The sequence below is a fragment of the Hymenobacter sp. YC55 genome, from assembly GCF_029433095.1.
In the GTDB taxonomy this organism is placed as follows: domain Bacteria; phylum Bacteroidota; class Bacteroidia; order Cytophagales; family Hymenobacteraceae; genus Hymenobacter.
Genome location: NZ_JARNTX010000001.1, coordinates 1,058,457 through 1,080,926, shown reverse-complemented (window position 1 = coordinate 1,080,926; position 22,470 = coordinate 1,058,457). Strand labels below are relative to the sequence as shown.

Genomic DNA, 22,470 nt, shown 5'->3' with positions numbered 1-22,470 from the left:
CGGCACCATTACATCGGACAGATAGCAAATACTGGAAGCGGTTCTAGCTACTTAGCGAAGAGCGTTGAAAGTTCAGAAGACAACCAACGGTGCTAAGTCAAATATTCTTGAAACCCTTGCTCACGCTCCCCTTCTAGTGGGAAGAAGTACTACAAAGGCGCGTAATAATACACATTAGCAGAATACCCGTAAGCTTTTCAAAATTCGTTTTTGGGCTCTTTGGCACGAGTTTAAGCGAAAAGTGCACGGTGTACGGAGAGTTTGTTGCTTCTACTAACGCCCAGATCAATGCCCTTGCTCTGTTATTTCAGTTTTCTTGAATGCTGAACTAGGTTCGGCTTTGTAATCGAGCAACTGCTAATAACACGTCCCTTGTTAAGTATTGCCTTCCATTGCAGTAGGCTTTTATTTACTTTGACATATTTGAGTAGCTTGATGCAGCCTTCAACAGGTTGCAACTATCCATATCTGTACATTGAGTGAGTTGCCTGTATAGCACAGCGCTTGGGCGGGCTGGCACGCGCTGCATCTGCTTGTCACAAATATTATCTTAGAAAGAACAGGCCTAGTATTCTAATCGCTACTACATTGGCTAACAAGCAGGCTTCCATTACGACCATTGCAACGCACTTAGGCCTAGCCGTATCAACTGTTTCGCGAGCTTTAAGCGACCATGCCAATATTCGGGAGGATACCAAAGAGCGGGTTCGGCAAATGGCGCTTAAGCTTAACTACCAGCCCAACCATCTGGCGGCGGGTTTGCGCAAAGGGCACAGCGGCATTTTAGGGGTAGTGGTGCCCCACATCAGCGGGTACTTCTTCCCTACGGTTATGCACGGCATCGAGAAAATGGCCTCTAAGGCCGGGTTTCACGTCATGCTTTGCCAATCCAACGAAGACGTAAAGCAGGAACGCGCCAACCTCAAAATGCTACTCAACGCTCAGGTAGAAGGCATCCTGATTTCCATGTCGAGCACTACGCACGACTACCAGCATTTCGAGAAGGTGCAGAACAAGGGGATTCCCCTGGTCTTTTTCGACCGTATGCCCGATTTGCCCACCACCAACGCCGTCGTTCTTGATGACCACCAAGGGGCCTTCGGGGTAGTGAAGCATTTGGTGGAGCAAGGCTGCAAACGCATTGCGTTTTTCTCGGGCCCTCAACACTTGAACATCAACAAAAACCGTTTTGAGGGCTACGTTGACGCCCTGGAATCTTTTGGGTTGCGCCTCGACCCGGAGTTGGTTTTTCAGTTACCTAACCTAAGCAAGGCCGCGGGTGCCGAAGGCATGAACCTGCTGCTGCAACTCGATTCGCCACCCGATGCCGTATTCTCGTCCTATGACATGCCAGCAGTGGGCGCATTGGAAGTGCTACAGGAGCGTAATATTCGGGTGCCGCACGACATTGCCCTTTCTGGCTTCAGCAACGAGCCTTTTACTACCTTAATTTGGCCTCGGCTGACCTCGGTGGAGCAACGGGGCGAATTGATGGGCGAAGCTGCGGTGCGCCTGTTTCTGCAAATGCATAAGCGCACCGACAATTACTCGCCCCAACGCATTATGCTCAAGCCTCAACTCGAAGTCCGAGGCTCGTCGTTGCGCAATCAGTAGCAGAATACTATAGCTGAGTTACGTGGCTAGGCTACAGATCAGTGCTTTGCTGTTTGATGTTGTGTTACTTGGTTTCGAAGTAAGTTATTCAAGGTTTGCTGCACACCTTCTGTTCTGCGCTCAGGCAAATTTGGCTAACAATGATTCTTTTATTTCAGACCCGCTCACTTTATCATACTATTGATTATCAATTATATAACTAAGAAAGGACTTCAGGGTCAATCTGCATACTAGTAGGCTTCGTAGGTAAAGGTTAATGTTAATCCGATATTTAATTGGATTTTCTTGTTCCACTACGCCTCCTCCCTATGATAACAAGTGAAAATTTAGCGGAAGACATCAAACGCTTCATCCTACGCAACGACCTTATTAATGTAAAGGGGGTCGGAGTTGAGCAAGAAATAAGCACAAAGTTGGCTCTACCGCGAGTTATCACCTTGGTAATGGGCAACTTGGCTGAGCTAAGTGAGCAAACTGGCGGCCAGCAGGCCGTGTACAATATGGCCAACGAGGCGAGCCAATTGGATGTGCTTGATGTAGAAAAGGCCAAACAAGAAGTAGCGCTAATGCCCGAGCGCGGAGCAGAACTGGTTAAGTCGGTGCAGAAAGACCGGTATTTTGGCACGATCAATAGCGTGGTGTCGACCACAGGTATCAAGCAAGACACCGTAGTCGACCTGATCAATCTGGTGGTACCCGTAACGCTCGGTATGCTAGGCAAACAAGTAGCCGCCAACCAGTGGGGACCCGATGAGTTAGCGCAGTCCTTGCAGACCTTGTCTCGCGAGATGCCGCCACCGGTGACCACCCAACCGGCACTGCTTCCGCTGCAAGAGCAATGGCTACCAACCTTAACCCACGAAACTACGCCCCCACCCCGGTTTCGGCCAGCATCTACGGTTTCTACTACCAACAAATGGCTGATTGCGGCCCTGGTGGTGGCCACGGCGGAGCTAGGCTATATCATAGGCAGCGAAACCAAAAAGGCAAGCAACGATACTGCTGCCATCAGTCCCAACACCGAAAGCTACGCCACCTCTACCGCTAATATGAGCAACAACGGGGTGTGGGACCCCAACAACCCGGCGGCCCTAACTGCCAACGGCAACTTCGACCGGTCGGGCGGAGGGTACGTGTATGGGGATGCCGGGGTACCCGCCGTGTTGAAGCTCAAGGATGGTTTGCAGCAAATAATTGGGGCCAATTCCACCGAAAACAAGCTGTACCAGTTCTTAGTCGACCCACGCCTCGAAGTCGATAAAGTAAGCCCCTCGAAGGGGTGGATTGGCTTCGACCGAATCTATTTCGAGTCCAGCAAGGCCGTCCTTACCAACGAATCGATGTGGCAGTTGTCGAACGTGGCTAGCATCTTGAAAACCTTTCCCAATGCCAAAGTGCGTATTGGGGGCTACACCGATACCTCTGGCGACCCTGCCTTCAATTTGAAGCTCAGCCGCGAACGGGCGGAATCGGCCCGGGCTACACTCATCAAGTTTGGGGTTGACCCGAACAGTATAGAAGCTGTTGGCTACGGCTCCCTCGACAACATTGCCAGCAACGACACCCCCGATGGCCGCTCCCTGAATCGGCGGGTCAGCATCCGCGTCATCGACAAATAAGCAAGCAAAAGGCTCGCCCTCCGTAGTGCAGGACGAGCCTTTTACTTTACGTGTTGTTTACAGCGTCTTCGTAAAGGCTACTTTGATGCGCAGCTGGAAGTCAGCTATTACCTTGAAAATTTCCTTGAGGGTGACTTGCTCTACCTGCGTCAGCACTTTGGGGTCGAGGTAGTTGGTGGGCGGAATCCGGTCGTTGATGAGCTGGCGGGCTTGCTTTTTCAAGCGCATGCCCATGAGGTAGTAGTAGGCCTGAAACAGCTCCTGGTACTCTTTCTCGGTGAACACACCCTTCTCGCGTAGCTCATGCAGCCGCTCGCCGGTGTTGGTCTTAAAAATCAGGTGCTTGAGCGCATACACCCGTACTAAGTCCACGATGGGCGTCATCGTTTTCTTTAAATCAAACACCTGCTGTGAGCCCTGCGTGAAGGTGCGGAAGTTGCGAAAAAACGTCAATGGGGGCTCATATTGCAAGGCGTTGTTGGCCATATAGTAGAAGAAGCGCTCCACGGGCCCTTGCAACACCTCGCCCATATATGCTTGCAGTTCCTCCATAATGGCCTCTTCGCCATAGAGGTAGCGGCAGTCGAAAAACGTGGTGAATTTCATCACCGTTTCGTTGTTCGACTCGCTCATCCAGCTGTTGTAGTTGCGCTTCCAGTGCGACAAGGAATGCGTCCACTTGTGGTTTTTGGCCATGAAGCCGCCCGTACAAAAGCTTAAGCCGATGTGGTTGAGTTGGTCGGAAACCGCTTCGGCAAAGCGCAGGAAATACGCCCGTACCAATTCGCGCTGCTCGTTGGCCTTGTCTTCGTAGATAATGGCGTTGTCTTGGTCGGTAAGCAGGGTCTGCTCTTTGCGGCCCTCGCTACCTAGCACCATAAACACGAACTTGGCCGGCGCGGGTCCGTGTTCGGCCAGCACGCCCTCAATGACCTTCAGCGCAATGGTATCAGCCACGGTGGTAATCACCTGATTCACGATTTCGGGCTTTACGCCCCGGCTCAGCAGCTGATTAACAATCTCGGGCACTGTTTCCCAGCGGCGCTTCAGCTCCTGCATGCTCTGCGCCGACTTCACGGCCTGAATGAACATGAACGGCGACTGCGCCAAGTCGCTCAGCAGCTTGTTACGGCTCAGAAAACCAATGAATTGCCCGTCCTTTTCAACCAGCAGATAGCGGGTTTTGGTTTGAAACATCAGCAGGATGGCCTCATACACGTAGGCCTCGTTGTTGATGGAGACAATGGGCGTATCTACCACTTCGGACACTGGCCGCGCGGCATCTAACTGCTTTGCTATCACATTGTCGCGCAGCGTAATATCAGTTAAGTAACCGATAATTTCGCCTCGGTCGTTGGTCACAAATGAGCAGCTTACTTTGGCGGCAGCCATCTGCTGTGCGGCCTTGAAAATGGGCGTACTGTGCGGTATGGCCACGATTTCGCGCACCTCTAGCGTCTCGATTTTACGCGAGTACATCTGGTCGGCGGCAATGAAATTTTCTTCGCGGGCCGACGTGGGCTTCACAAAATGGGCGTACTCCTCGTTGAGCATTCGCTCGCCGTAGAGGGCCGTGAAGAAGTGAAAGAAGGCCGGATAGGCCAGGCACAATGCTCGAAAGTCGCGGCGGGGCAGCGCGTACACCACGGTTCCCTTCTGGGCTATGACCGTGCGAATCGAACGTTTCTTGTTAAGCAGAATGGATTGGCCTCCGTAGCAGGAGCCGGCGCGCAAGGCTTCGGGGAGGCGCTTATTTTGCTCACTGTCGTAGAAGAAGGCCTCGTACTGACCCGCCACAATGATGTCGAGGCTACGCAGTTTCGACGAGTCCTGCTGATAAATTAAGGTTTCCTTGGTATAGCGTACTTCCTGCAGCAATCCTACCACTCCCAGCAGCACGTCTTCGGGCAGTAGGTTGAAAGGGGTTACCGTTTTTAAAAATTCTAAGCGGTTATCCATAGAGCCAAAATAACAGCAGTGAAAGTACCCCGACTACCAGCAAAAACAAGGGCCACAACGACCGGTACCGCTCGAACATACCTGCTTCGGCGGAGGGCACCGACAATTGCGGTTGCTCGGAGATAGTCTCGTCGCTAAGGTCGCCGAGGCGGCGCAGCTCAAAAAAGCAGCGGGCCGTTGCCTGCGCATCAATCAAGGCATCGTGCTGGCGCACCATGGGCTCCTGAAACAGATGCTCGTGCAGTTCGCCAAGGCGCAAAAAGCTGCGCTCCTTGGTTTGTGCCTGCCGCTGGCTGGTTTGCATGGTGCACAGAGTGGGTAGTTCAGCCAGCAAGTTGGGCAGGCTGGCCCGGTGAAACTCCACTCCTATCATATGAAAATCGAGGCGCATGTAGTGGCCTACTACCAGGGGGCAGTAGGTGCGCAGATCATTGAAGAAACGCTGCATCACCGTTTGGCGGTCCTCGCCGTGCTGATCCAAAAAAGCGGGCGTAAGGCCGTGAATAGCCGTAGCTGACGGCCGCATACGGCCCGCAGGCACACGGATGTAGTGATTTTCGGTTTTCACCAGTTCGCCTTCTAGTGTATACACTTCCCAGGCAAGCTGCGCGATGCACGGCCAGTTACGCTCCACCGAATACGGCTTACTCCACCCCGAAGGCAGCCCAGTGGTTTCCGTGTCTACAAACAGCAAATATTGTTGCACCCGCTTTGGTTAATAAATCAGTTCCGTTTTCCAACCGCACTAAAACCTACTCTTTGCTCTGGTGCAACGAAGAGTCCCGAATAAAAAGCTCCGGTTGCAGCACCACTTGCCGATGCGAAAACGGGCTGCCCTTGGCTTCCACTAATTCCAGAAACAGCCGAACCGCAGCCTGCCCCATTTCCTCACAACGCTGATCCACAGAAGTTAGCATAGGCTCAGTAATGGCTGTGAAAGCCTCATTGCTGAAACCGGCTAGCGCCATATCCTGCGGCACCCGAATACCGCGCTGCTTAAGTAGTTGCAGGGCCCCGAGCAACGAGGAGTCGCCGGCGGAAAACACGGCATCGGGCGGATTTGGCAGGTCCAACAAACGGCGCATACCCGCCATGCCTTCCTCAAGCGTCATGTCGCAGTACACGATGAGTTCTTCGTCGTGGGGCAGCCCGTAGAGCTGTAAGGCATCGAGGTAGCCCTGCCGACGATTCTTGTAGATATTTAAGTGTTGCAGCCCAGCAAAGTGCGCAATGCGCCGGCACCCCTGTTGCAACAAGTGCTTTGTGGACTGAAAGCCGCCATCCCGATCGTTGAGCACTACGGCATTCACGTTGTCGCCTTCCATGGTGCGGTCGAAGAACACCAGCGGAATACCCCGCTTGCGCACCTTATCGAAATGCCTGAAATCGAGCGTAGTGCGCGACAGTGACACCATAATACCCGCTACCTGCGCGCTCAGCAGCGTTTCGATATTCTTGCGCTCGTGCGCTACATCCTCGTTGGACTGGCAAATAATAACACTATAGCCGGCTTTGCTGGCGGCACTTTCAATGCCGTGCACCACCGACGGAAAGAAGCGCCCTTCGATGTAAGGCACAATTACGCCGAGCAACTTGCTTTTGCCTTTGCGCAATGCTGCCGCCAAGTGATTGGGCTGGTAGTTAAGTTTTTTGGCCAGCTTAATAACCTTTTGTTTAGTAGCCGGCCCAATACTGTGGTGGTCACTGAGGGCACGCGAGATAGTGGTCATCGATACCCCCAGTTCGCGCGCCAGATCGGACATAGACACCGGACTGCTTTGTACGCTTGCCGAGTCATTCACCTTTTTACCACGTGGGGCCATATTATTTCACTCTATAATTACTTTGCGTAAAGCTACAGCGGTTTTACAGACAGTGTATAAGCTTTTTTACTACATTCTTTGACCTTGTCTTGCCTACTCTATTGCTTAATAGTGTTTAGCTACTACTGCTGAGCAAATCCAATAGACAAAAAGAGTAGCCCAACCGTTGGCTCTACCGTTGCCGCGACACAGTACAGGCTTGTTGAAGCAACCGTGAAGAATGGTTTGTTGCTACATCGCTCGGCTTTACCAAACGAGTTTGCTTTAGTTTAGACTGATGGTAATTGTAATAGCAAATAGTGGCTCGTTGCCAACTTAAGCCGGCTTCTACTGGCTACGAACGGCTTTCTTGTTGGGTCCAACGCTTCAGCGTCAACGTGCGCCGTGCTGAGCACGGACTTCAGGCTTCGGCCTTTGAAGACGTAGTTGCTGACTGCTTCTTACCCTACCTGCAGATCAAGGAGTAGCCGTTCCGTTAAATCAGCAGGCCTAGGTTGACTGGAACCCATACCAACCAATGAACTAACTAATAAATATAAGCGAATATCTTCAAATACACACAAACGATTGTGCTATTATGCTGTTTCTAAAACAATTTTCGCCTTTTATCTACCTGAAAAAAGGCTATTAAGTTGTGATACGGCAATAATCATAGTTATACATTACCCAGAACCCAATATTTCATGACATAACGAAGAATAACAACGAGATGGAAAGTCAACTAACAGAAGAAGTATGCTACGCGATATAACCTATAGGCTGATCGGGCGGGATAAATGGTTTTCTGCTCAGGACTGAGTATCAACTAATAAAGCTTTCTACTCTTGCCGTATCCAAACCTTGTACTAAGCGAGTTGCCACACCTATCCCGAATTTAAGTATCTATGCACAAATTACACAATCGTTAATGTAGTCTTCCCACCCATGAAATTCCTACTCTCCTTGCTATTTCTGCTCGTCGGGGTTACCGCTCACGCTCAACAGGCGCAGACTCCCCTTATTTCTGCCCACGACCCGGTTATGATCCGGCAGAATGGCACCTACTACATGTTCTGCACTGGCCGAGGCATTGCCATGTGGTCATCGAAAGACATGAAGACGTGGAAGCAGGAAAAACCAGTGTTTGATACACCGCCAGAGTGGGCAGTAAAAGCTATACCTAGTTTTAAAGGCCACATTTGGGCGCCCGACATCTCTCTGCACAACGGGGTGTACTACCTCTTCTACTCCGTTTCGGCGTTCGGCAAAAACACGTCTTGCATTGGGCTGGCTACCAACAAAACCCTGGACCCTGCTTCTCCTGATTACAAGTGGGTTGACAAAGGCAAGGTTATTCAGTCGGTGCCGGGCCGGGACATGTGGAACGCCATCGACCCCAACTTGGTGCGCGACGAAGCAGGTACGCCATGGCTGGTATTTGGCTCCTTTTGGGACGGCATGAAGCTGGTGCAACTCCGCCCCGACCTCACCGCCCCAGCCCAGCCCGAACGCTGGCGCACCGTGGCAGCCCGCCCCCGCGACCAGAAACTCACCGATTCATTGCCCGGCGATGCCGCCATTGAGGGCCCTTTCATCTTCAAGAAGAACGGCTACTATTATCTTTTCGTGTCGTTTGACTATTGCTGCCGCGGCCCCCAAAGCACCTATAAGATGATGGTGGGCCGCTCGAAATCAGTTACCGGCCCTTATATAGACAAAGCAGGCACCGGCCTAGAACAAGGGGGCGGCACGCTGGTTCTGGAAGGCGACAAAAACTGGTTTGGTGTGGGCCACAATTCTGCCTATACCTTCGACAACACCGACTACCTCGTTTTTCACGGCTACGACGGCGCCGACAAAGGCCGCCCCAAACTCCGAATCGAAAAGATGACCTGGGACGCGCAAGGCTGGCCGGTGGTAAAACCCTAAAAAATCAAGTTATTTTTCCACTGAATCGATTCCGGTCGGCAGGATAAATTAGGAAATACTCTTCTTTGCATAACGGAATATTCGCCGCCGAAGAAGCGCTTCGCCTAGGTGTTCCGTTGAGCCCGCCTGGCAACCCGTGCCATCAAGCAGATCTTGTTTCCTTTGTGCGTGGGCAATGCCCCTTGCAAAACGTATAAGCTTATTCATAGACTTGCTTGTTTAGCTTAGCAGCAACACAAAAATCAGCCGCATCCATCCTATCTGAACGCGGGCCGGATGCACACATTTCTTACGCAACCAAGCACATACAACCCTTCTTCATTTCCTCATGAGTAATCCTTCTGCTTCCCTCGATCAGCAAAGTGTAAACACCATCCGCCTGCTGTCGGTGGATATGGTACAGAAAGCTAATTCCGGCCACCCAGGTCTACCGCTCGGTGCAGCGCCTATGGCTTACGTGTTGTTCTCGCGCTTTCTGCGCTTCAACCCGCAAGACCCCAAGTGGCCGAACCGGGACCGGTTCGTACTGTCGGCGGGCCACGGCTCGGCGCTGATCTATAGCCTGCTGCACCTGTATGGCTACGATTTGACCATGGACGAGCTAAAGAAGTTTCGTCAGCCGGGTGCCCGTACGCCTGGCCACCCTGAATCGAACGTGACGCCTGGCATCGAGGTAACAACTGGTCCGCTGGGCCAGGGCTTCGCCAACGGCGTGGGCATGGCGATGGCCGAAGCACACCTAGCGGCCGTGTACAACAAGCCCGGCCACGCTGTGGTAGACCACTACACCTACTCTATTGTGAGCGACGGCGACCTGATGGAAGGTATTGCCTCGGAGGCAGCTTCGTTGGCGGGTCACCTGAAGCTAGGCAAGCTCATCTACCTCTACGACGACAACGACATCTCCCTCGACGGCCCCACCAGCCTGGCGTACACCGAAGATGCCATGAAGCGTTTCGAGGCCTACGGCTGGCACACCCAGCACGTGCTGGACGGCAACAACCTCGATGAAATCGAAGCCGCTATCAAAGCCGCGCAGGAAGAAACGGAGAAGCCCTCGATTATCTCGATCAAGACCATCATCGGTTTCGGCTCGCCGCTGGCCGGCACCAACAAAGCCCACGGCAGCCCGCTCGGCCCCGACAACGTGAAGAAAGCCAAAGAGTTCTTTGGTTGGGACCCCGAGGCCAGCTTTGTAGTACCCGAGGAGGTGTACGAGCACCTACGCCAGCCCGGCCAGCAAGGTGCCGAGCTGCAAAAAGAGTGGGACGCCAAATTCAAGCAGTACGAGCAGGAATTCCAGGCTGAGGCCCAGCAGTTCCACGTGTCATTTAACGGTGAATTGCCCGAAGGTTGGGATAAGGACCTGCCTGTTTACACCCCTGCCGATGGCGAACTAGCCACCCGCCAGGCTTCTGGCAAGGCCCTAACGGCCATCAAGAAAGCGGTGCCCTTCATGTTTGGCGGCTCGGCCGACTTGGCATCTTCCAATGAAATGGACAAGTCGGGTGACGACAGCTTCCAGCCTGGCCACTACGAGCGCAGCAACATCTGGTTTGGGGTGCGCGAGCACGCCATGGGCGGTATCATGAACGGCATGTCGCAGCACGCGGGCGTACGCACCTACGGCGGTACCTTCCTCACGTTCTCCGACTACATGCGCGGCGCCATTCGCCTCACGGCCCTGGCCGAATCGGCCGCTACGTTCGTTTTCACCCACGACAGCATTGGCTTGGGCGAAGATGGCCCTACGCACCAGCCCATCGAGCAAGTAGTATCGTTGCGCACCATCCCGAACATCGTGGTGCTGCGCCCGGGCGACGCCAACGAAACCACCGAAGCCTGGCGCATTGCCATGACCACGCCCAAGTCGCCCGTCTGCCTGATTTTGTCGCGCCAGAAACTGCCGATTTTCGACCAGACGGTACTTGGCTCGGCTCGTGAGGGGGTAGCTAAAGGGGCCTACATCTTGAGCGAAGCCGACGGTGGCACGCCGCAGCTTATTCTTATTGCTACCGGCTCGGAGGTGAGCTTGGCACTGGAGTCGCAGAAGGCGCTGCAAGGCGAAGGTGTTGCCACCCGCGTGGTGAGCATGCCGTCGTGGGAGCTATTCGAGAAGCAAGACAAGGCTTACCAGCAGCAGGTGCTGCCGCCATCGGTGCGCAAGCGCGTGACCATCGAGGCCGGCTCCCCTATCGGTTGGGCTAAGTACGCTACCGACGAAGGCACCAGCATCAGCATGAACCGCTTCGGCGAGTCGGCTCCGGCGGAGTACCTGTTCGAGGAATTCGGCTTTACGGTGGAGAACGTAGTGAAAACTGCCCACTCGGTATTGCAAGAACAGCCTGCCGAAGAAGACCAAAAGCAAGTGGTTTCGTAAGGGGTAGCGCACGTAGGTGTGCGGGTTAGATTTCTAATCCGCACACCTACCTACCACTTACACCCATTCCTTTCTACTCTATTCCTTTGTCATGAACCCATTAATTGCCATCCGCGAGTTCGACCAAAGCATCTGGCTTGACTTCATTCGTCGCAAAATTCTGATTAACGGTGAGTTGAAGCGCCGCATCGACCACGAGGCGTTGCGCGGCGTTACCTCTAACCCGGCCATTTTCGAGAAGGCCATTGGTGGCTCCGACGACTACGACTCGGCCATCCGCAGCCTGGCACTGCAAAACAAGACCACCGACGAAATCTACACGGAGATGGTCATTGCCGACGTACAGCACGCCTGCGACCTGTTCCGCCCGCTCTACGACAGCCACGATAATTCCTCTGATGGCTACGTAAGCCTGGAAGTATCGCCGAAGCTGGTCAACGACACGGAAGGCACCATCGAGGAAGGCATGCGCTTCTGGAAAGCCGTGGACCGTCCGAACGTGATGATTAAGGTGCCCGCTACGCTGGAAGGCCTGCCCGCCATCCGCCGGCTCATCGCCGAAGGCATCAACGTTAACGTGACCCTGATTTTCGGGTTGGAGCGCTACCGCTTAGTGGCCGAAGCCTACATTGCCGGCCTCGAAGACCGGGTGAAAGCCGGCCTGCCCCTCGACAACATCGATTCGGTAGCCAGCTTCTTCCTCAGCCGCATCGACGTGCTGATCGACCCGATGCTAGAGAAACTAGCGGCCGAAGGTGGCGAGAAAGGCGAGTTAGCGCAGTCGATGGTGGGCGAAGTAGCCCTGGCCAGCGCCAAGCAAGCGTACCAGATCTACAAGGAAATCTTCCAGGGTCCACGTTGGGAGGAGTTGCAAAAGCACGGTGCCGATACGCAGCGCCTCTTGTGGGCCAGCACCGGCAACAAAAACCCGAAGTACGACGACCTGAAATACATCGAGAACCTGATCGGGCCGAAAACGGTGAACACCGTGCCGACCGAAACGCTGGACATCTTCCGGGAGAAAGGCCAACCCGCCGCCCGCCTGGAAGAAGGCCTCGACAAAGCCGCCGAAGTGCTGCGCCGCTTGCCCGAGCTAGGCATCAACCTGGAAGAGCAAACGCAGGCACTGGAAGTTGACGGCGCCAAGAAATTCAACGAGCCCTTCGGCAAGCTGATGGACTCGATCGAGAAAAAGCGGGTGCAAGCCCTGGCCGAAACGACGGCGCCGGCCACGTTGGCCCTCGGTCAGTATCAGGCTGATGTGGATGCCAAGGTGAAGGAGTTCAACGAGAAGAACTTCACCGAAGGCTTCTGGAACAAGCAAGCCGATTTGTGGGTGCAAGACGCCGAAGCGCAGGAAAGCATCCGTAGCTTCATGGGCTGGTTGCGCGTAGCCGAAACCATGGTGGCCGCTGTACCTGCCATCGAGCAGTTTGCGCAGGAAGTGAAGGATGCGGGCTTCAAGCACGTAGTGGTGATGGGCATGGGCGGCAGCACCATGGCTCCTATTGTCTTCACCGAGAGCTTCGAGCAAGGCGAAAACGGCCTCCCCATTTCGGTGCTCGACACCACCGACCCGAGCACGGTACACCGCATCGAAGAATCGGTGCCGCTGGCCGATACGCTGTTCATTGTGGCCAGCAAATCGGGCACTACGGCCGAGCCGCTGGCGTTTGGTGACTATTTCTACGACAAGGTAAAGCAGATCAAAGGCGACAAAGCTGGCGAGAACTTCGTGGCTATTACCGACCCGGGCTCTAAGTTCGTGGCTTCGGCTACGGCGCAGGGCTACCGCCACATCTTCCTGAACTTTGCCGAAGTAGGCGGCCGTTTCTCGGCCCTCACGTACTTCGGCTTGGTACCCGCCGCTATGTACGGGTTGAGCACCGGCGAAATTCTGGAGCGCGCCATCCTGATGATGCGCGCCTGCGGGGCCTACGGCGCCGTAGAGCAAAACCCTGGCTTGGAGCTAGGTGTAGCGCTCGGCGTACTAGCCAAGCAAGGCCGTGACAAGCTGACGCTGATTGTGCCGGAGTCGCTGAGCAGCTTCGGGTTGTGGCTGGAGCAGCTCACAGCCGAAAGCACCGGCAAGCAAGGCACCGGCATCATGCCGATTGCCGGCGAGCCAGTGCGCGAGCCTGCCCTGTACGGCCAAGACCGGGTGTTTGTGTATGTGAGCTACGAAAACGAAGCCGACGACGCCAACAAGCAGGCGCTGCAAGCCCTAGAGCAGGCTGGCCATCCGGTAGTGCGCATCACCATCAAAGAAGCACTTGACTTCGGACAGGAGTTCTTCCGCTGGGAAGTGGCTATTGCCGTGGCTAGCGCCGTGCTGGAAATCAACCCCTTCGACCAGCCCAACGTGCAAGCCGCCAAAACGGCCACCGACGCGCTGATGAAAGTGGTGGAAAAGGAAGGCAGCTTACCTGAAGGCGACGCACCCGTTGTTACTGAAAACGGCGTAGCCTACTATACCTCCGTTTCGGGCTCCGATGCCGCCGAGGTGCTGCAAGCTTTCTTCGACCAGGCCAAGGCCGGCGACTTCCTCTGCTTGCAAGCCTATCTGACCGAAACGCCGGCCCTCAACCAGAGCCTCGACCAGTTCCGGGCGCAGGTACAGGAGCAGTTGCACATTGCTACGGCTTCCGGTTATGGCCCGCGCTTCCTGCACTCTACGGGTCAGTACCACAAAGGCGGCCCCAACACTGGCCTGTTTGTGCAGTTCACCAAGGACCATCCGCAGGATTTGCCGCTCCCCGGCCGCTCATACACGTTCGGCACGTTCCAGAACGCGCAAGCCGCCGGCGACTTGCAAGCTCTGCACGACTACGACCGTCGCACGCTGCACATCCACCTCGGTGCCGATGCCGAGCAAGGTTTGCAAACCGTACTGACGGCATTGCAAGCAGCTACGCTACAAGCGAAGTAAGCTAACGAGTTAAAAACCGGCCTGGTGCTACTATCAGGCCGGTTTTTTAGCTCATTTTTAACAATCGATTGTGTAATTTCCCACCCGTTCAGAATGACGAAAAGACTTCCTAAAAAGGCTCGTTTGCTTTTCCGCCAAGCCACACTAGTTGGCTTACTTAGTTTAGTAACAGCCCCTGTGCTCCTAGCCCAAAATCCGGCTTCAACGGCTGCGGCTACGGCTGGCAACCCCATTATAAAGCAGAAGTACACCGCCGACCCGGCCGCCTTCGTGCACAAGGGCACCGTGTACCTCTATACCGGCCACGACGAAGCCCCTGCCCGGCAGGAGCGCTACGTAATGCACGACTGGCTATGCTTCTCTTCCACCGACATGGTGAACTGGACCGAGCACCCGTCCCCCCTCGCCGTGAAGGATTTCACATGGGCTAAAGATGATGCGTGGGCCTCGCAAGTGATTGAGCGCAACGGCAAATTCTACTGGTATGCAGCTGTGGAACACGCCACCATCAATGGCAAAGCTATCGGCGTGGCAGTGTCTGATAATCCCACTGGGCCTTTCAAAGACGCCCGCGGGTCGGCACTGATTTCGAGCGACATGACGCCTGACGACAAAATTAGTTGGGCCGACATCGACCCTTCGGTTTGGATAGACGAAAAAGGTCAAGCCTACTTATTCTGGGGCAATACCACGTGCTACTATGCCAAGCTCAAGCCTAATATGACCGAGCTGGATGGTCCTATCAACAAGGTGGCCCTGCCCAATTTCACGGAAGCGCCTTGGGTGCACAAGCGCGGCGACTGGTATTACCTCTCGTATGCTACGGGCTTTCCAGAGAAAATAGCTTACGCCATGAGCCGCAAGATTGAGGGACCGTGGGAGTACAAAGGCATCCTCAACGAAATAGCCGGCAACTCCAATACCAACCACCAGTCCATCATCGACTTCAAAGGCCAGTCGTACTTCATTTACCACAACGGCGCCATCAACACCGAGGGTGGCAGCTTCCGCCGTTCCGTGTGCATCGACTACCTGTACTACAACAAAGACGGCACGCTCAAGCGCGTAGTAATGACCACCGAAGGCGTTAAGCCAGCGAAGTAAAGGTATCCGTTAGCGCTTCTTTGCGCATTTGCCTAGTTGCTGAAAGGTAAAAGCCCGTCATGCTGAGCTTGCCGAAGCATCTCGCGTGCTGATGTTGGAATAGTAATCAGACGTCAGCACGCGAGATGCTTCGGCAAGCTCAGCATGACGGCCTGATTGATTAGTGAAGAGAAGTCTGTTTATGCGACTACCAAGTCAGGTGTAGTAATGACACGCCTTGGCGGGGGAGTTTGAAGCGCAGGGTGGTTTTGTTGTCTTTGGTTTTCACCCACGTTGGCGAGTCGAGCAGGGCGAGTTGACCGGCTTGTTCGAGTTCGGTGCGTTGGGCGGCCGTTACGTTTTGCGGGGAACCCATTTTCTGCCACGTAGTGTAGGAATTGCTATGCTCGCCGTCGATGCGGTAGTGCTGCACCAGGGCTTGCGGCGCGGTCAGGCCTTGCAGCTCAATTTCCACTTCGGAGGCAGCGGCGGGCAGGTCGTCGTTGTGGTAGTTCCAGACGAGGACATTGGCGGAACGGTCATTGGTGGACGCAAGGGCACTAATGTCGGCGCGCTGGCTTTGTGCGCCTTCGCGCAGTTCGGGCAAGGTGAGGGCGCTGGCGTTGCTGACGGCTACCCGCTGCCCGCCCATGAGGCCCATCATTCGGAACACGTTGAGCACGGGCTTATCGACACCGTTGGTGGCTAAGTCGCGGAAACCAGCAAACCAGGGCTGGTTCTCAAACTCGAACGACCAACTCACTGCCCCAAGTAAATTGACTTTGTACTCGTCGGCCAATTCGTAGAGGTGGGAATAGGCAGAGGCCGTATAGCTGGAATACATGGTGCCATTGCGGTAGGCATTTTCAGGGCTCAGGTCCACGGAGCAGGCGGCGCAGCCTTCGGGGTCATTTTCGCCGATGATGATAGGCAGGTTCTTGTACTGCGGAAACGAGGCTACTATTTTGAAGCCTTCGGTGATGTCCTTGAGCTGCGTGCCCATGTTCATGCGCACGTGACCGTCTACCACTTTGGGCCCGCCTTTGGCGTGAAAGGTGATGAAGTCGAGGCGGGTGCCGGTTTTGCCGGTGGCGTAATTGGTACCGGTGGCGCAATGCTGTAGGAAGTCTTTCAGGAAGTTGGCGGCTTTGTCCCAGCCAGGGCCAGTAGTTTCGGGGCCGCCAAGCTGAATGCCGGGGCAGGCCCGGTGCACGGCGTCTTCCGTGTAATCGAAAAGCTTGCTGTACTCTTCGGGCGTGCCTTTCCAGTAGCCGATGTTGGGCTCATTCCACAGCTCCCACGGCCAGCTTTTCACCTCCGCTTCGCCGTAGCGCGCTACGCAGTGCTTCACCCACTGATACACCAGCTCCGACCATTTCTTGTAGTCCTTAGGCGGATAAGCCCACCCAGTGTAAATCTCGTCGTAGGGTTTGCCGGGCTTCCAATAGTGCCGGTAGGGCACCGGGTGCGACGACAGGGCTTCCGGCATGAACCCGATTTGAGCAATAGGCTTCATGCCCCGCGCCAAGTAGGTATCGAAAATCTGGTCGACTATTTTCCAATTGTAGATGGGCCGCCCTTTTTTGTCTTCGGTGTAGGCGTTGGTCGAGCCCCATTTAAGGGCGGGCGTACCGTCGCCGGTGGTAAGTAGGTTGTGGGCCCGCACGTACACGGTGGTGGGGCTCAGGGCCGCTAGTTCAGTGAGCAGCTTCTGCCCATCCTTCATGTAGGTGTAGTTGGGCTCATCGTACCCGAAATACGCCCACATGGGGTACATCGGGCCTTTTGGCTTCGCCAAATCCACTTGAATAGTTACCGGAGCGGTAGGCGCCTGCGCCTGAACGGTGCAAGGACCGGCCAATACGCTTGCCAGGGTCAGCCAACCAAGCAAGTGACGATGCAGTGTACGCGGAGGCGAAACAAATTTTTTCATGCAGCAGAAAAGTACGGGTGGAAAGAGGCGCGGGACAAGCTACCATTCCTAGGCGGCAAACACAACCGATTGTGTAACTGCTCGTACCTTTGCAGCTGCCTAAACCCTGATATGTTGACTTCCACTACCAAGAGCCGGATTGCCGTTGCGGCTGTTTTTTTCCAAGCGGGCATCTGTTTCGCGAGTTGGGCCTCCCGCATTCCGGATATCAGTTTGAAGCTCGGCTTGAGTGAGGGAGACATCGGTCAGCTGCTACTGGCCATGCCCGTAGGGTCGATGATTGCGCTGCCGCTGGCCGGCTGGATGGTGCATACATGGGGCAGCCGAACGGTAGTTTTGCTGTCGGCGGCGTTGTACGCGGTATTTCTGCCACTGCTGGGTTGGGTGGAAAGCTTCTGGACCTTGGCCCCCGCGCTGGCCTTGTTTGGCTTCGCCGGCAATTTGCTTAATGTGTCCGTCAATACGCAGGCCATCAACGTGCAAGCGCACTACGGCAAGCCTATCATGGGCTCGTTTCATGGGCTTTGGAGCTTGGCGGGCTTCCTGGGTGGCGCGCTTGGCACACTGCTCATCGGCTGGCAGCAGACGCCCCTCTCCCACTTCTTGTTGGTAGCAGGCTTGGGAGTACTCCTTATTGCGGTGGCCCACCAATTCACCTTGCGCCAAGACGAAGGCAGCGAGGCCGGCGGCATGAGCTTGCGGCGCCCCGAACCTTACCTGTTACGCATCGGCTTTATTGCGTTCTGCGGCATGCTCTGCGAGGGCTGTATGTTCGATTGGAGCGGGGTGTATTTTCAGCGGGTGGTGCGGCCCGATGCTGCGCTGGTAACCAGCGGCTACGTGGCCTGCATGAGCACCATGGCCCTCGGCCGCTTCCTCGCCGACTACTTTACGCATCGGTTCGGGGCCACCCGGATGTTGCAAGTCAGTAGCGCCCTTATTGCCTCGGGGCTTTTGATGGCTGTGTTGCTACCCTACCTAGTGCCCGCTATTATCGGGTTTCTGCTTGTGGGCTTTGGCATTGCCTCGGTTACGCCCCTCTCCTACTCGGCTGCCGGGCAGGCGCGCACTGTAGCTCCCGGCGTGGCCTTGGCCCTGGTTTCCACTATCGGGTATTTCGGGTTTCTGCTGGGCCCGCCCCTGATTGGCTTGTTGGGCGAGGTGTTCAGCCTGCGTATTTCTTTTGCGCTAGTGGCTATAATGGGTGCCGCAGTGGGTGTGCTGGCCGCTGGCATTACCACCAAACCCGCCAAAGTGCGCACTCCGGCTTAGCAACTCTTAATGGGCCTTTGCCGCAACCAAATCCACTGATGCAGCAGTTGAGCCCCTGACAATCAACTCCGATTTGAGCTCCATGCTCTGACTTGCGGCTACAGGAATGTTCTTGGTAATGGCGCGGAACAAGATTTTGGCAGCCTCTTTCCCGATGTCATACGCTGGCTGCGTCACGGTGGTGAGGGGCGGGTCCAGCAACGATGCCGTTTCCAGATTGGAAAAGCCAATAACCTTGATGTCGTTCGGAATAGATAGGTTGAGGTTGCGGCAGGCCTCGTAGCAGCACATAGCCAAGCTCTCAACGGAGGCAAAAAACCCATCTATGTCGGGGCGCTTTAACAGCAGCTCCTGAATGGTTTGGATGTCCTGCGCCTTGTTTGCCTGCGCGTGCACCACCAGTTCTTCGTCGTACGCAATGCCGTTGGCCTGCAGAGCATCCTTGTAGCCTTGCAACCGACGCTTCCCAATGGATAAACTTTTGGAAAGATTTAGGTGAGCAACAGTCCGACAACCAGTATCGAGCAAGTGGCGCGTGGCTTCGTAGCTGCTCTCATAGTCGTTGGTTGTCACGTTGGCGGTGGCTATTTCTTCGTGCACCCGGTCGAAGAAAACCAGCGGTATACCCTTTTCCTGCAACGAATCAAGGTGGCTGTAGTCCTGGCTGCCGCTGGCCACCGATATCATGATGCCCTCCACCCGGCCGCTGGCCAATAGGCGCGCCACCGATACCTCACGCTCGTAGTCTTCGTGCGTTAAATAAATCAGTACGTGGTAGTCGTTGGCACGGGCTACTTCTTCTATTCCGTTAATTACCAACGAAAAGAAATGGTTGGCCACCTCCGGAATAACCACCCCAATGGTTTTGCTTTTCTGCCGACGCAAGCCGCTGGCGTAGGGGTTGGGCTCGTAGTTAAGCTTTCTAGCCAACTCCCGCACCCGGTCTTTGGTGGGCTGCGAGATGTCGTACCGATCGTTGAGTGCCCGTGAAACTGTGGCAACGGAAAGGTTAAGTTCCTCGGCTAAGCGTTTGAGGTTAACGGGTTTCATAACTCAAGTTATGAAGTATAAATTATACATAACGAGCCCGCGAGCAGCAAACAAGGATGCTACACGGGTCATCGTTATGACAAAACTGAGCGTACTAGAGTGATTCGCTGCCGGTTAGCTGAAATTAAACTCGGGCCGCCACTTCTCGATGGTGTGGTTGTAGATGGCTTGATTGGCCATGTACACCGCGCAGGCCACCCGCGCGCCCGTAAAGACGTTGGAATCGGGCAGCTTTTTCTCATGTACGGCCTTGTGAAACTCGTTCAGCGCGTACCAAGACCCATCTTTCAGCGGCTCGGTGGTGATGGGGATACCACCGTTCTTGTCCCAGGTGATTTTGGTGGCGCCCGTTACACCGTCCACGGTGCCGTACTGCTTCAGCGTCTCCTTTTCCGGATAATAGATGCCTTGGTCAATGAGCAGCGAAATAGTGCCCTTGGTGCCTTTGAGCTTGAACAGATACCCGTCGCGGGCGTTGCCACAAGTGGCGCCAAAGTTGCCGACCATGCCTTCACGGGCATAGCGCACCATCACTTGCACGTTGTCGTACGTTTCGCGGCCGTCCTTGTAGTAGTCGATGCCGCCGGTACCGAAGATTTCATCCGGGTACGTGTTGAAGGCCCAGTGGATGAAGTCGATCTGGTGGGAAAGCAGTTCGGCGGCCAGCCCCCCGGAATACTCGCGGTACATGCGCCAGTTGATTTTGCGCTCTAGGCTCGGCTCGGGCACCGGCCGCCGCCAGCTGCCGTTCCGGTCCCAGCGGCAATCAATCTGCGTTACTTTTCCCAAGTACCCCTGGTCTATCATTTCCTTGACACGGTAGTACAGCGGCGAGTAGCGGTACTGATGCCCAACTTGCAGAATCTGGTTGGGGCGCTGCTGCGCGATTGTCACCAGTTCCGTCGCCTGCTCGATGTTGTGGGTCATCGTCTTTTCCAGGTACACCTGCTTGCCGGCCAGTAGCGCGGCTTTGGCCACAGCATAGTGCATGTTCAGCGGCACCGAAATAATGACGGCATCCACGTTGCGCGAATCCAGGAGCGCACGGTAGTCGGCGTAGGTTTTGGCTTTGTTGGCCGAGCCTATTTTTTGCGCATCGCGCAGGCGAAATGGCAGTTCGTCGCATAGGGCCACTACTTCGTACTTATCAGGCAGCTCCTGCAAAATCTTAAGTAGACCAGTGCCCCGGTCGCCGCAGCCGATAATGCCAATTCTTAATTTATCGGCAGCCACGGGCGCGGCAAAAGCTTCTCCTAACTGGGTGCCTAGCAGCAGGCCGCCAGTCAGGAGGCCAGTTGACTTCAAAAATTCTCGTCTGGGAAGGTGGATCATGGGTGGGAGAATAATCGTTGGAATCCTTGGGAGGCAGTATCGGCTACCGTGCCGTTGGGGCGCTGATAAATGAAGTAGGCTTGAAGGTCGCGGTGCGTACGCAAAAATGCTAATGCTTTCGACAAGCCCATGCCCATCAGCGCATTATCGTAAGCGTCGGCCGTCATAGCGTCTGGCGCTACTACCGTTACGCTGATCATTTCGTTCCGAAATGGGTAGCCGCTTTTCGGGTCGATGAGGTGAGCGTTGCGCACGGCTCCTTCCTGCTTGAATTTACGATAATTACCGGAGGTAGTCACTCCACCGGCGCTTAACTCAATGACTTGCTGCATGCCCGGCAGCTGCCAGCCGCTGCTATCGGGCCGCTCAATGCCAATGCGCATCAGGTCCCCGCTCGGCTGTTTGCGCCCGCGCACCCTGATTTCGCCCCCAAGCTCCACTAAGTAATTGCGGATGCGTTTGCGCTCCAATAAGGAAGCTAGCACGTCCACGGTGTAGCCTTGAGCAATACCATTTAAGTCGAGGTGCACCGCCGCTACCTTTTTTAGCAGAGAGTCGCCGCGCAACTGAATTTTATCGGAGCCAATAGCTGGCAGAATCGCTTGGATGACGGCCGCCGATGGAGCGGTTTCGGTGGGGCGAGTGCCGAAACCCCACGCCTGCACCAGCGGCTGCACGGTGGCATCAAACAAGCCGTCGGTCTGCCGGTACACTTCCAGCGCTTTACCAACCACTACCCGCATATGCCGGTCGGCCACCACTCCAGTACCTGATTGATTGAATTGATTGATCAGCGAGTTGGGCTGATAGAGCGACAGGGATGCATCAATTTCGGCTAGCTGACGCCTTATTTCTGCGCTTGTAACGAGGCTGTCGGGGGCGTAGTAGGTGATGGAATACGTGGTTCCCTGCGCGTAGCCACTAAGCTGAAAAGGCCGCAGCGGGGTTCTATCGGCCGGGAGCAGCCATAGCACAAAGGCAAGAAGAACACCACAGTTCATGACCGAGGACAATAAGCAGGTGGATGCGTAGCGGTTGCGGCAAGGCTTGCCCTAAAATACTGCCGCCTCGCACTCGTAATCAAGTTCACTAATTAGCAAGTACTGAGCATCCTGTAGATACCGGTATTTGCTGCCGCTTGGTAATACTACTCATTACTTTAAGTATACCTGGCACTTCAGTTCCTCTATTCCAATATTCCAACGACGCTGTATTTCTTAAGCAAAAATTAGCATTCGGGAGAGTACAGGAGAGTTACAGTAAGCCATATATTTAATATAACCACCGATAGCAACTCCTTTCGCTTTTGCTCCTCTGCAGTATGCGCTATCTGCTACTGCTTTACTATCGGCACTTTATAGCCGAAGTACGCTTACTGCCTGCTGTTTCTCCTAGTTGAATTGCCAACAATACCGGAGTGCGCTTATGCTATCGATTGCATTTTCCGAAAACGTTTGCGTAACTAAAGACCCGGTTAAGCTATCTACCTGATACTGTTTGCCTCTAGCTTAGCGATACCTACTAGAGTTGCGCCTCTAGATAGCAAGCTCCTACTGGAAGCATGACTA

At 54.8% G+C, this 22,470-nt stretch carries 14 protein-coding genes; 7 read left to right on the top strand and 7 right to left on the bottom strand.

Going from position 1 to position 22,470, the window contains the following annotated elements; translation table 11 throughout:
- Nucleotides 1-588: 588 nt before the first annotated feature.
- Both P1X16_RS04560 and P1X16_RS04555 read left to right on the top strand, forming a co-directional pair.
- Nucleotides 589-1,614, top strand: a complete 1,026-nt coding sequence (locus tag P1X16_RS04560; protein ID WP_277226671.1) for a LacI family DNA-binding transcriptional regulator — start codon at nucleotides 589-591, stop codon at nucleotides 1,612-1,614.
- Nucleotides 1,615-1,922: 308 nt separating this feature from the next.
- Nucleotides 1,923-3,233, top strand: coding sequence for an OmpA family protein (locus tag P1X16_RS04555; protein WP_277226670.1), 1,311 nt, complete (start codon nucleotides 1,923-1,925; stop codon nucleotides 3,231-3,233).
- A gap of 57 nt (nucleotides 3,234-3,290) precedes the next feature.
- Here P1X16_RS04555 and P1X16_RS04550 read toward each other — a convergent pair whose 3' ends face one another.
- The 3 genes from P1X16_RS04550 to P1X16_RS04540 are packed head-to-tail and all read right to left on the bottom strand — an operon-like array spanning nucleotide 3,291 to nucleotide 6,955.
- On the bottom strand, nucleotides 3,291-5,192 hold the full coding sequence (locus P1X16_RS04550) for a DUF294 nucleotidyltransferase-like domain-containing protein (protein ID WP_277226669.1): 1,902 nt from the start codon (nucleotides 5,190-5,192) through the stop codon (nucleotides 3,291-3,293).
- Nucleotides 5,185-5,898, bottom strand: coding sequence for a 3'-5' exonuclease (locus P1X16_RS04545; protein WP_277226668.1), 714 nt, complete (start codon nucleotides 5,896-5,898; stop codon nucleotides 5,185-5,187). The genes P1X16_RS04550 and P1X16_RS04545 overlap by 8 nt, the downstream gene beginning before the upstream one ends.
- Nucleotides 5,899-5,944: 46 nt before the next feature.
- Nucleotides 5,945-6,955, bottom strand: coding sequence for a LacI family DNA-binding transcriptional regulator (locus tag P1X16_RS04540; protein WP_277226667.1), 1,011 nt, complete (start codon nucleotides 6,953-6,955; stop codon nucleotides 5,945-5,947).
- A gap of 984 nt (nucleotides 6,956-7,939) precedes the next feature.
- Between P1X16_RS04540 and P1X16_RS04535 the strand changes: the two genes are divergently transcribed.
- From P1X16_RS04535 to P1X16_RS04520, 4 genes are all read left to right on the top strand, one after another.
- Entirely contained in the window at nucleotides 7,940-8,923 is a 984-nt protein-coding gene (locus P1X16_RS04535) for an arabinan endo-1,5-alpha-L-arabinosidase (protein ID WP_277226666.1), read from the top strand.
- A gap of 328 nt (nucleotides 8,924-9,251) precedes the next feature.
- Nucleotides 9,252-11,303 (top strand): transketolase, encoded by a 2,052-nt coding sequence (gene tkt, locus P1X16_RS04530; protein WP_277226665.1) that lies wholly within the window; start codon nucleotides 9,252-9,254, stop codon nucleotides 11,301-11,303.
- A gap of 91 nt (nucleotides 11,304-11,394) precedes the next feature.
- Nucleotides 11,395-14,232 carry a bifunctional transaldolase/phosoglucose isomerase gene (locus P1X16_RS04525; RefSeq protein WP_277226664.1) on the top strand — a complete coding sequence of 946 codons (2,838 nt, stop codon included), beginning with the start codon at nucleotides 11,395-11,397 and terminating at the stop codon, nucleotides 14,230-14,232.
- A gap of 93 nt (nucleotides 14,233-14,325) precedes the next feature.
- Entirely contained in the window at nucleotides 14,326-15,336 is a 1,011-nt protein-coding gene (locus tag P1X16_RS04520) for a glycoside hydrolase family 43 protein (protein WP_277226663.1), read from the top strand.
- Between the two features lie 187 nt (nucleotides 15,337-15,523).
- Here P1X16_RS04520 and P1X16_RS04515 read toward each other — a convergent pair whose 3' ends face one another.
- Nucleotides 15,524-17,248, bottom strand: coding sequence for a beta-xylosidase (locus tag P1X16_RS04515; protein ID WP_277226662.1), 1,725 nt, complete (start codon nucleotides 17,246-17,248; stop codon nucleotides 15,524-15,526).
- 111 nt (nucleotides 17,249-17,359) lie between these two features.
- On the opposite strand from P1X16_RS04515, the gene P1X16_RS04510 reads away from it, so the two are divergent.
- Nucleotides 17,360-18,520 (top strand): MFS transporter, encoded by a 1,161-nt coding sequence (locus tag P1X16_RS04510; RefSeq protein ID WP_277226661.1) that lies wholly within the window; start codon nucleotides 17,360-17,362, stop codon nucleotides 18,518-18,520.
- 6 nt (nucleotides 18,521-18,526) lie between these two features.
- On the opposite strand, the gene P1X16_RS04505 is transcribed toward P1X16_RS04510, so the two are convergent.
- The 3 genes from P1X16_RS04505 to P1X16_RS04495 form a co-directional block, all read right to left on the bottom strand.
- A complete protein-coding gene (locus tag P1X16_RS04505; RefSeq protein WP_277226660.1) occupies nucleotides 18,527-19,570 on the bottom strand; it encodes a LacI family DNA-binding transcriptional regulator in 1,044 nt (347 codons plus the stop codon).
- Between the two features lie 114 nt (nucleotides 19,571-19,684).
- Nucleotides 19,685-20,902: a Gfo/Idh/MocA family oxidoreductase gene (locus P1X16_RS04500; protein WP_277226659.1), complete on the bottom strand. Its 1,218-nt coding sequence runs from the start codon at nucleotides 20,900-20,902 to the stop codon at nucleotides 19,685-19,687.
- Nucleotides 20,899-21,876, bottom strand: coding sequence for an FAD:protein FMN transferase (locus P1X16_RS04495; RefSeq protein ID WP_277226658.1), 978 nt, complete (start codon nucleotides 21,874-21,876; stop codon nucleotides 20,899-20,901). The genes P1X16_RS04500 and P1X16_RS04495 overlap by 4 nt, the downstream gene beginning before the upstream one ends.
- Nucleotides 21,877-22,470 lie beyond the last annotated feature (594 nt).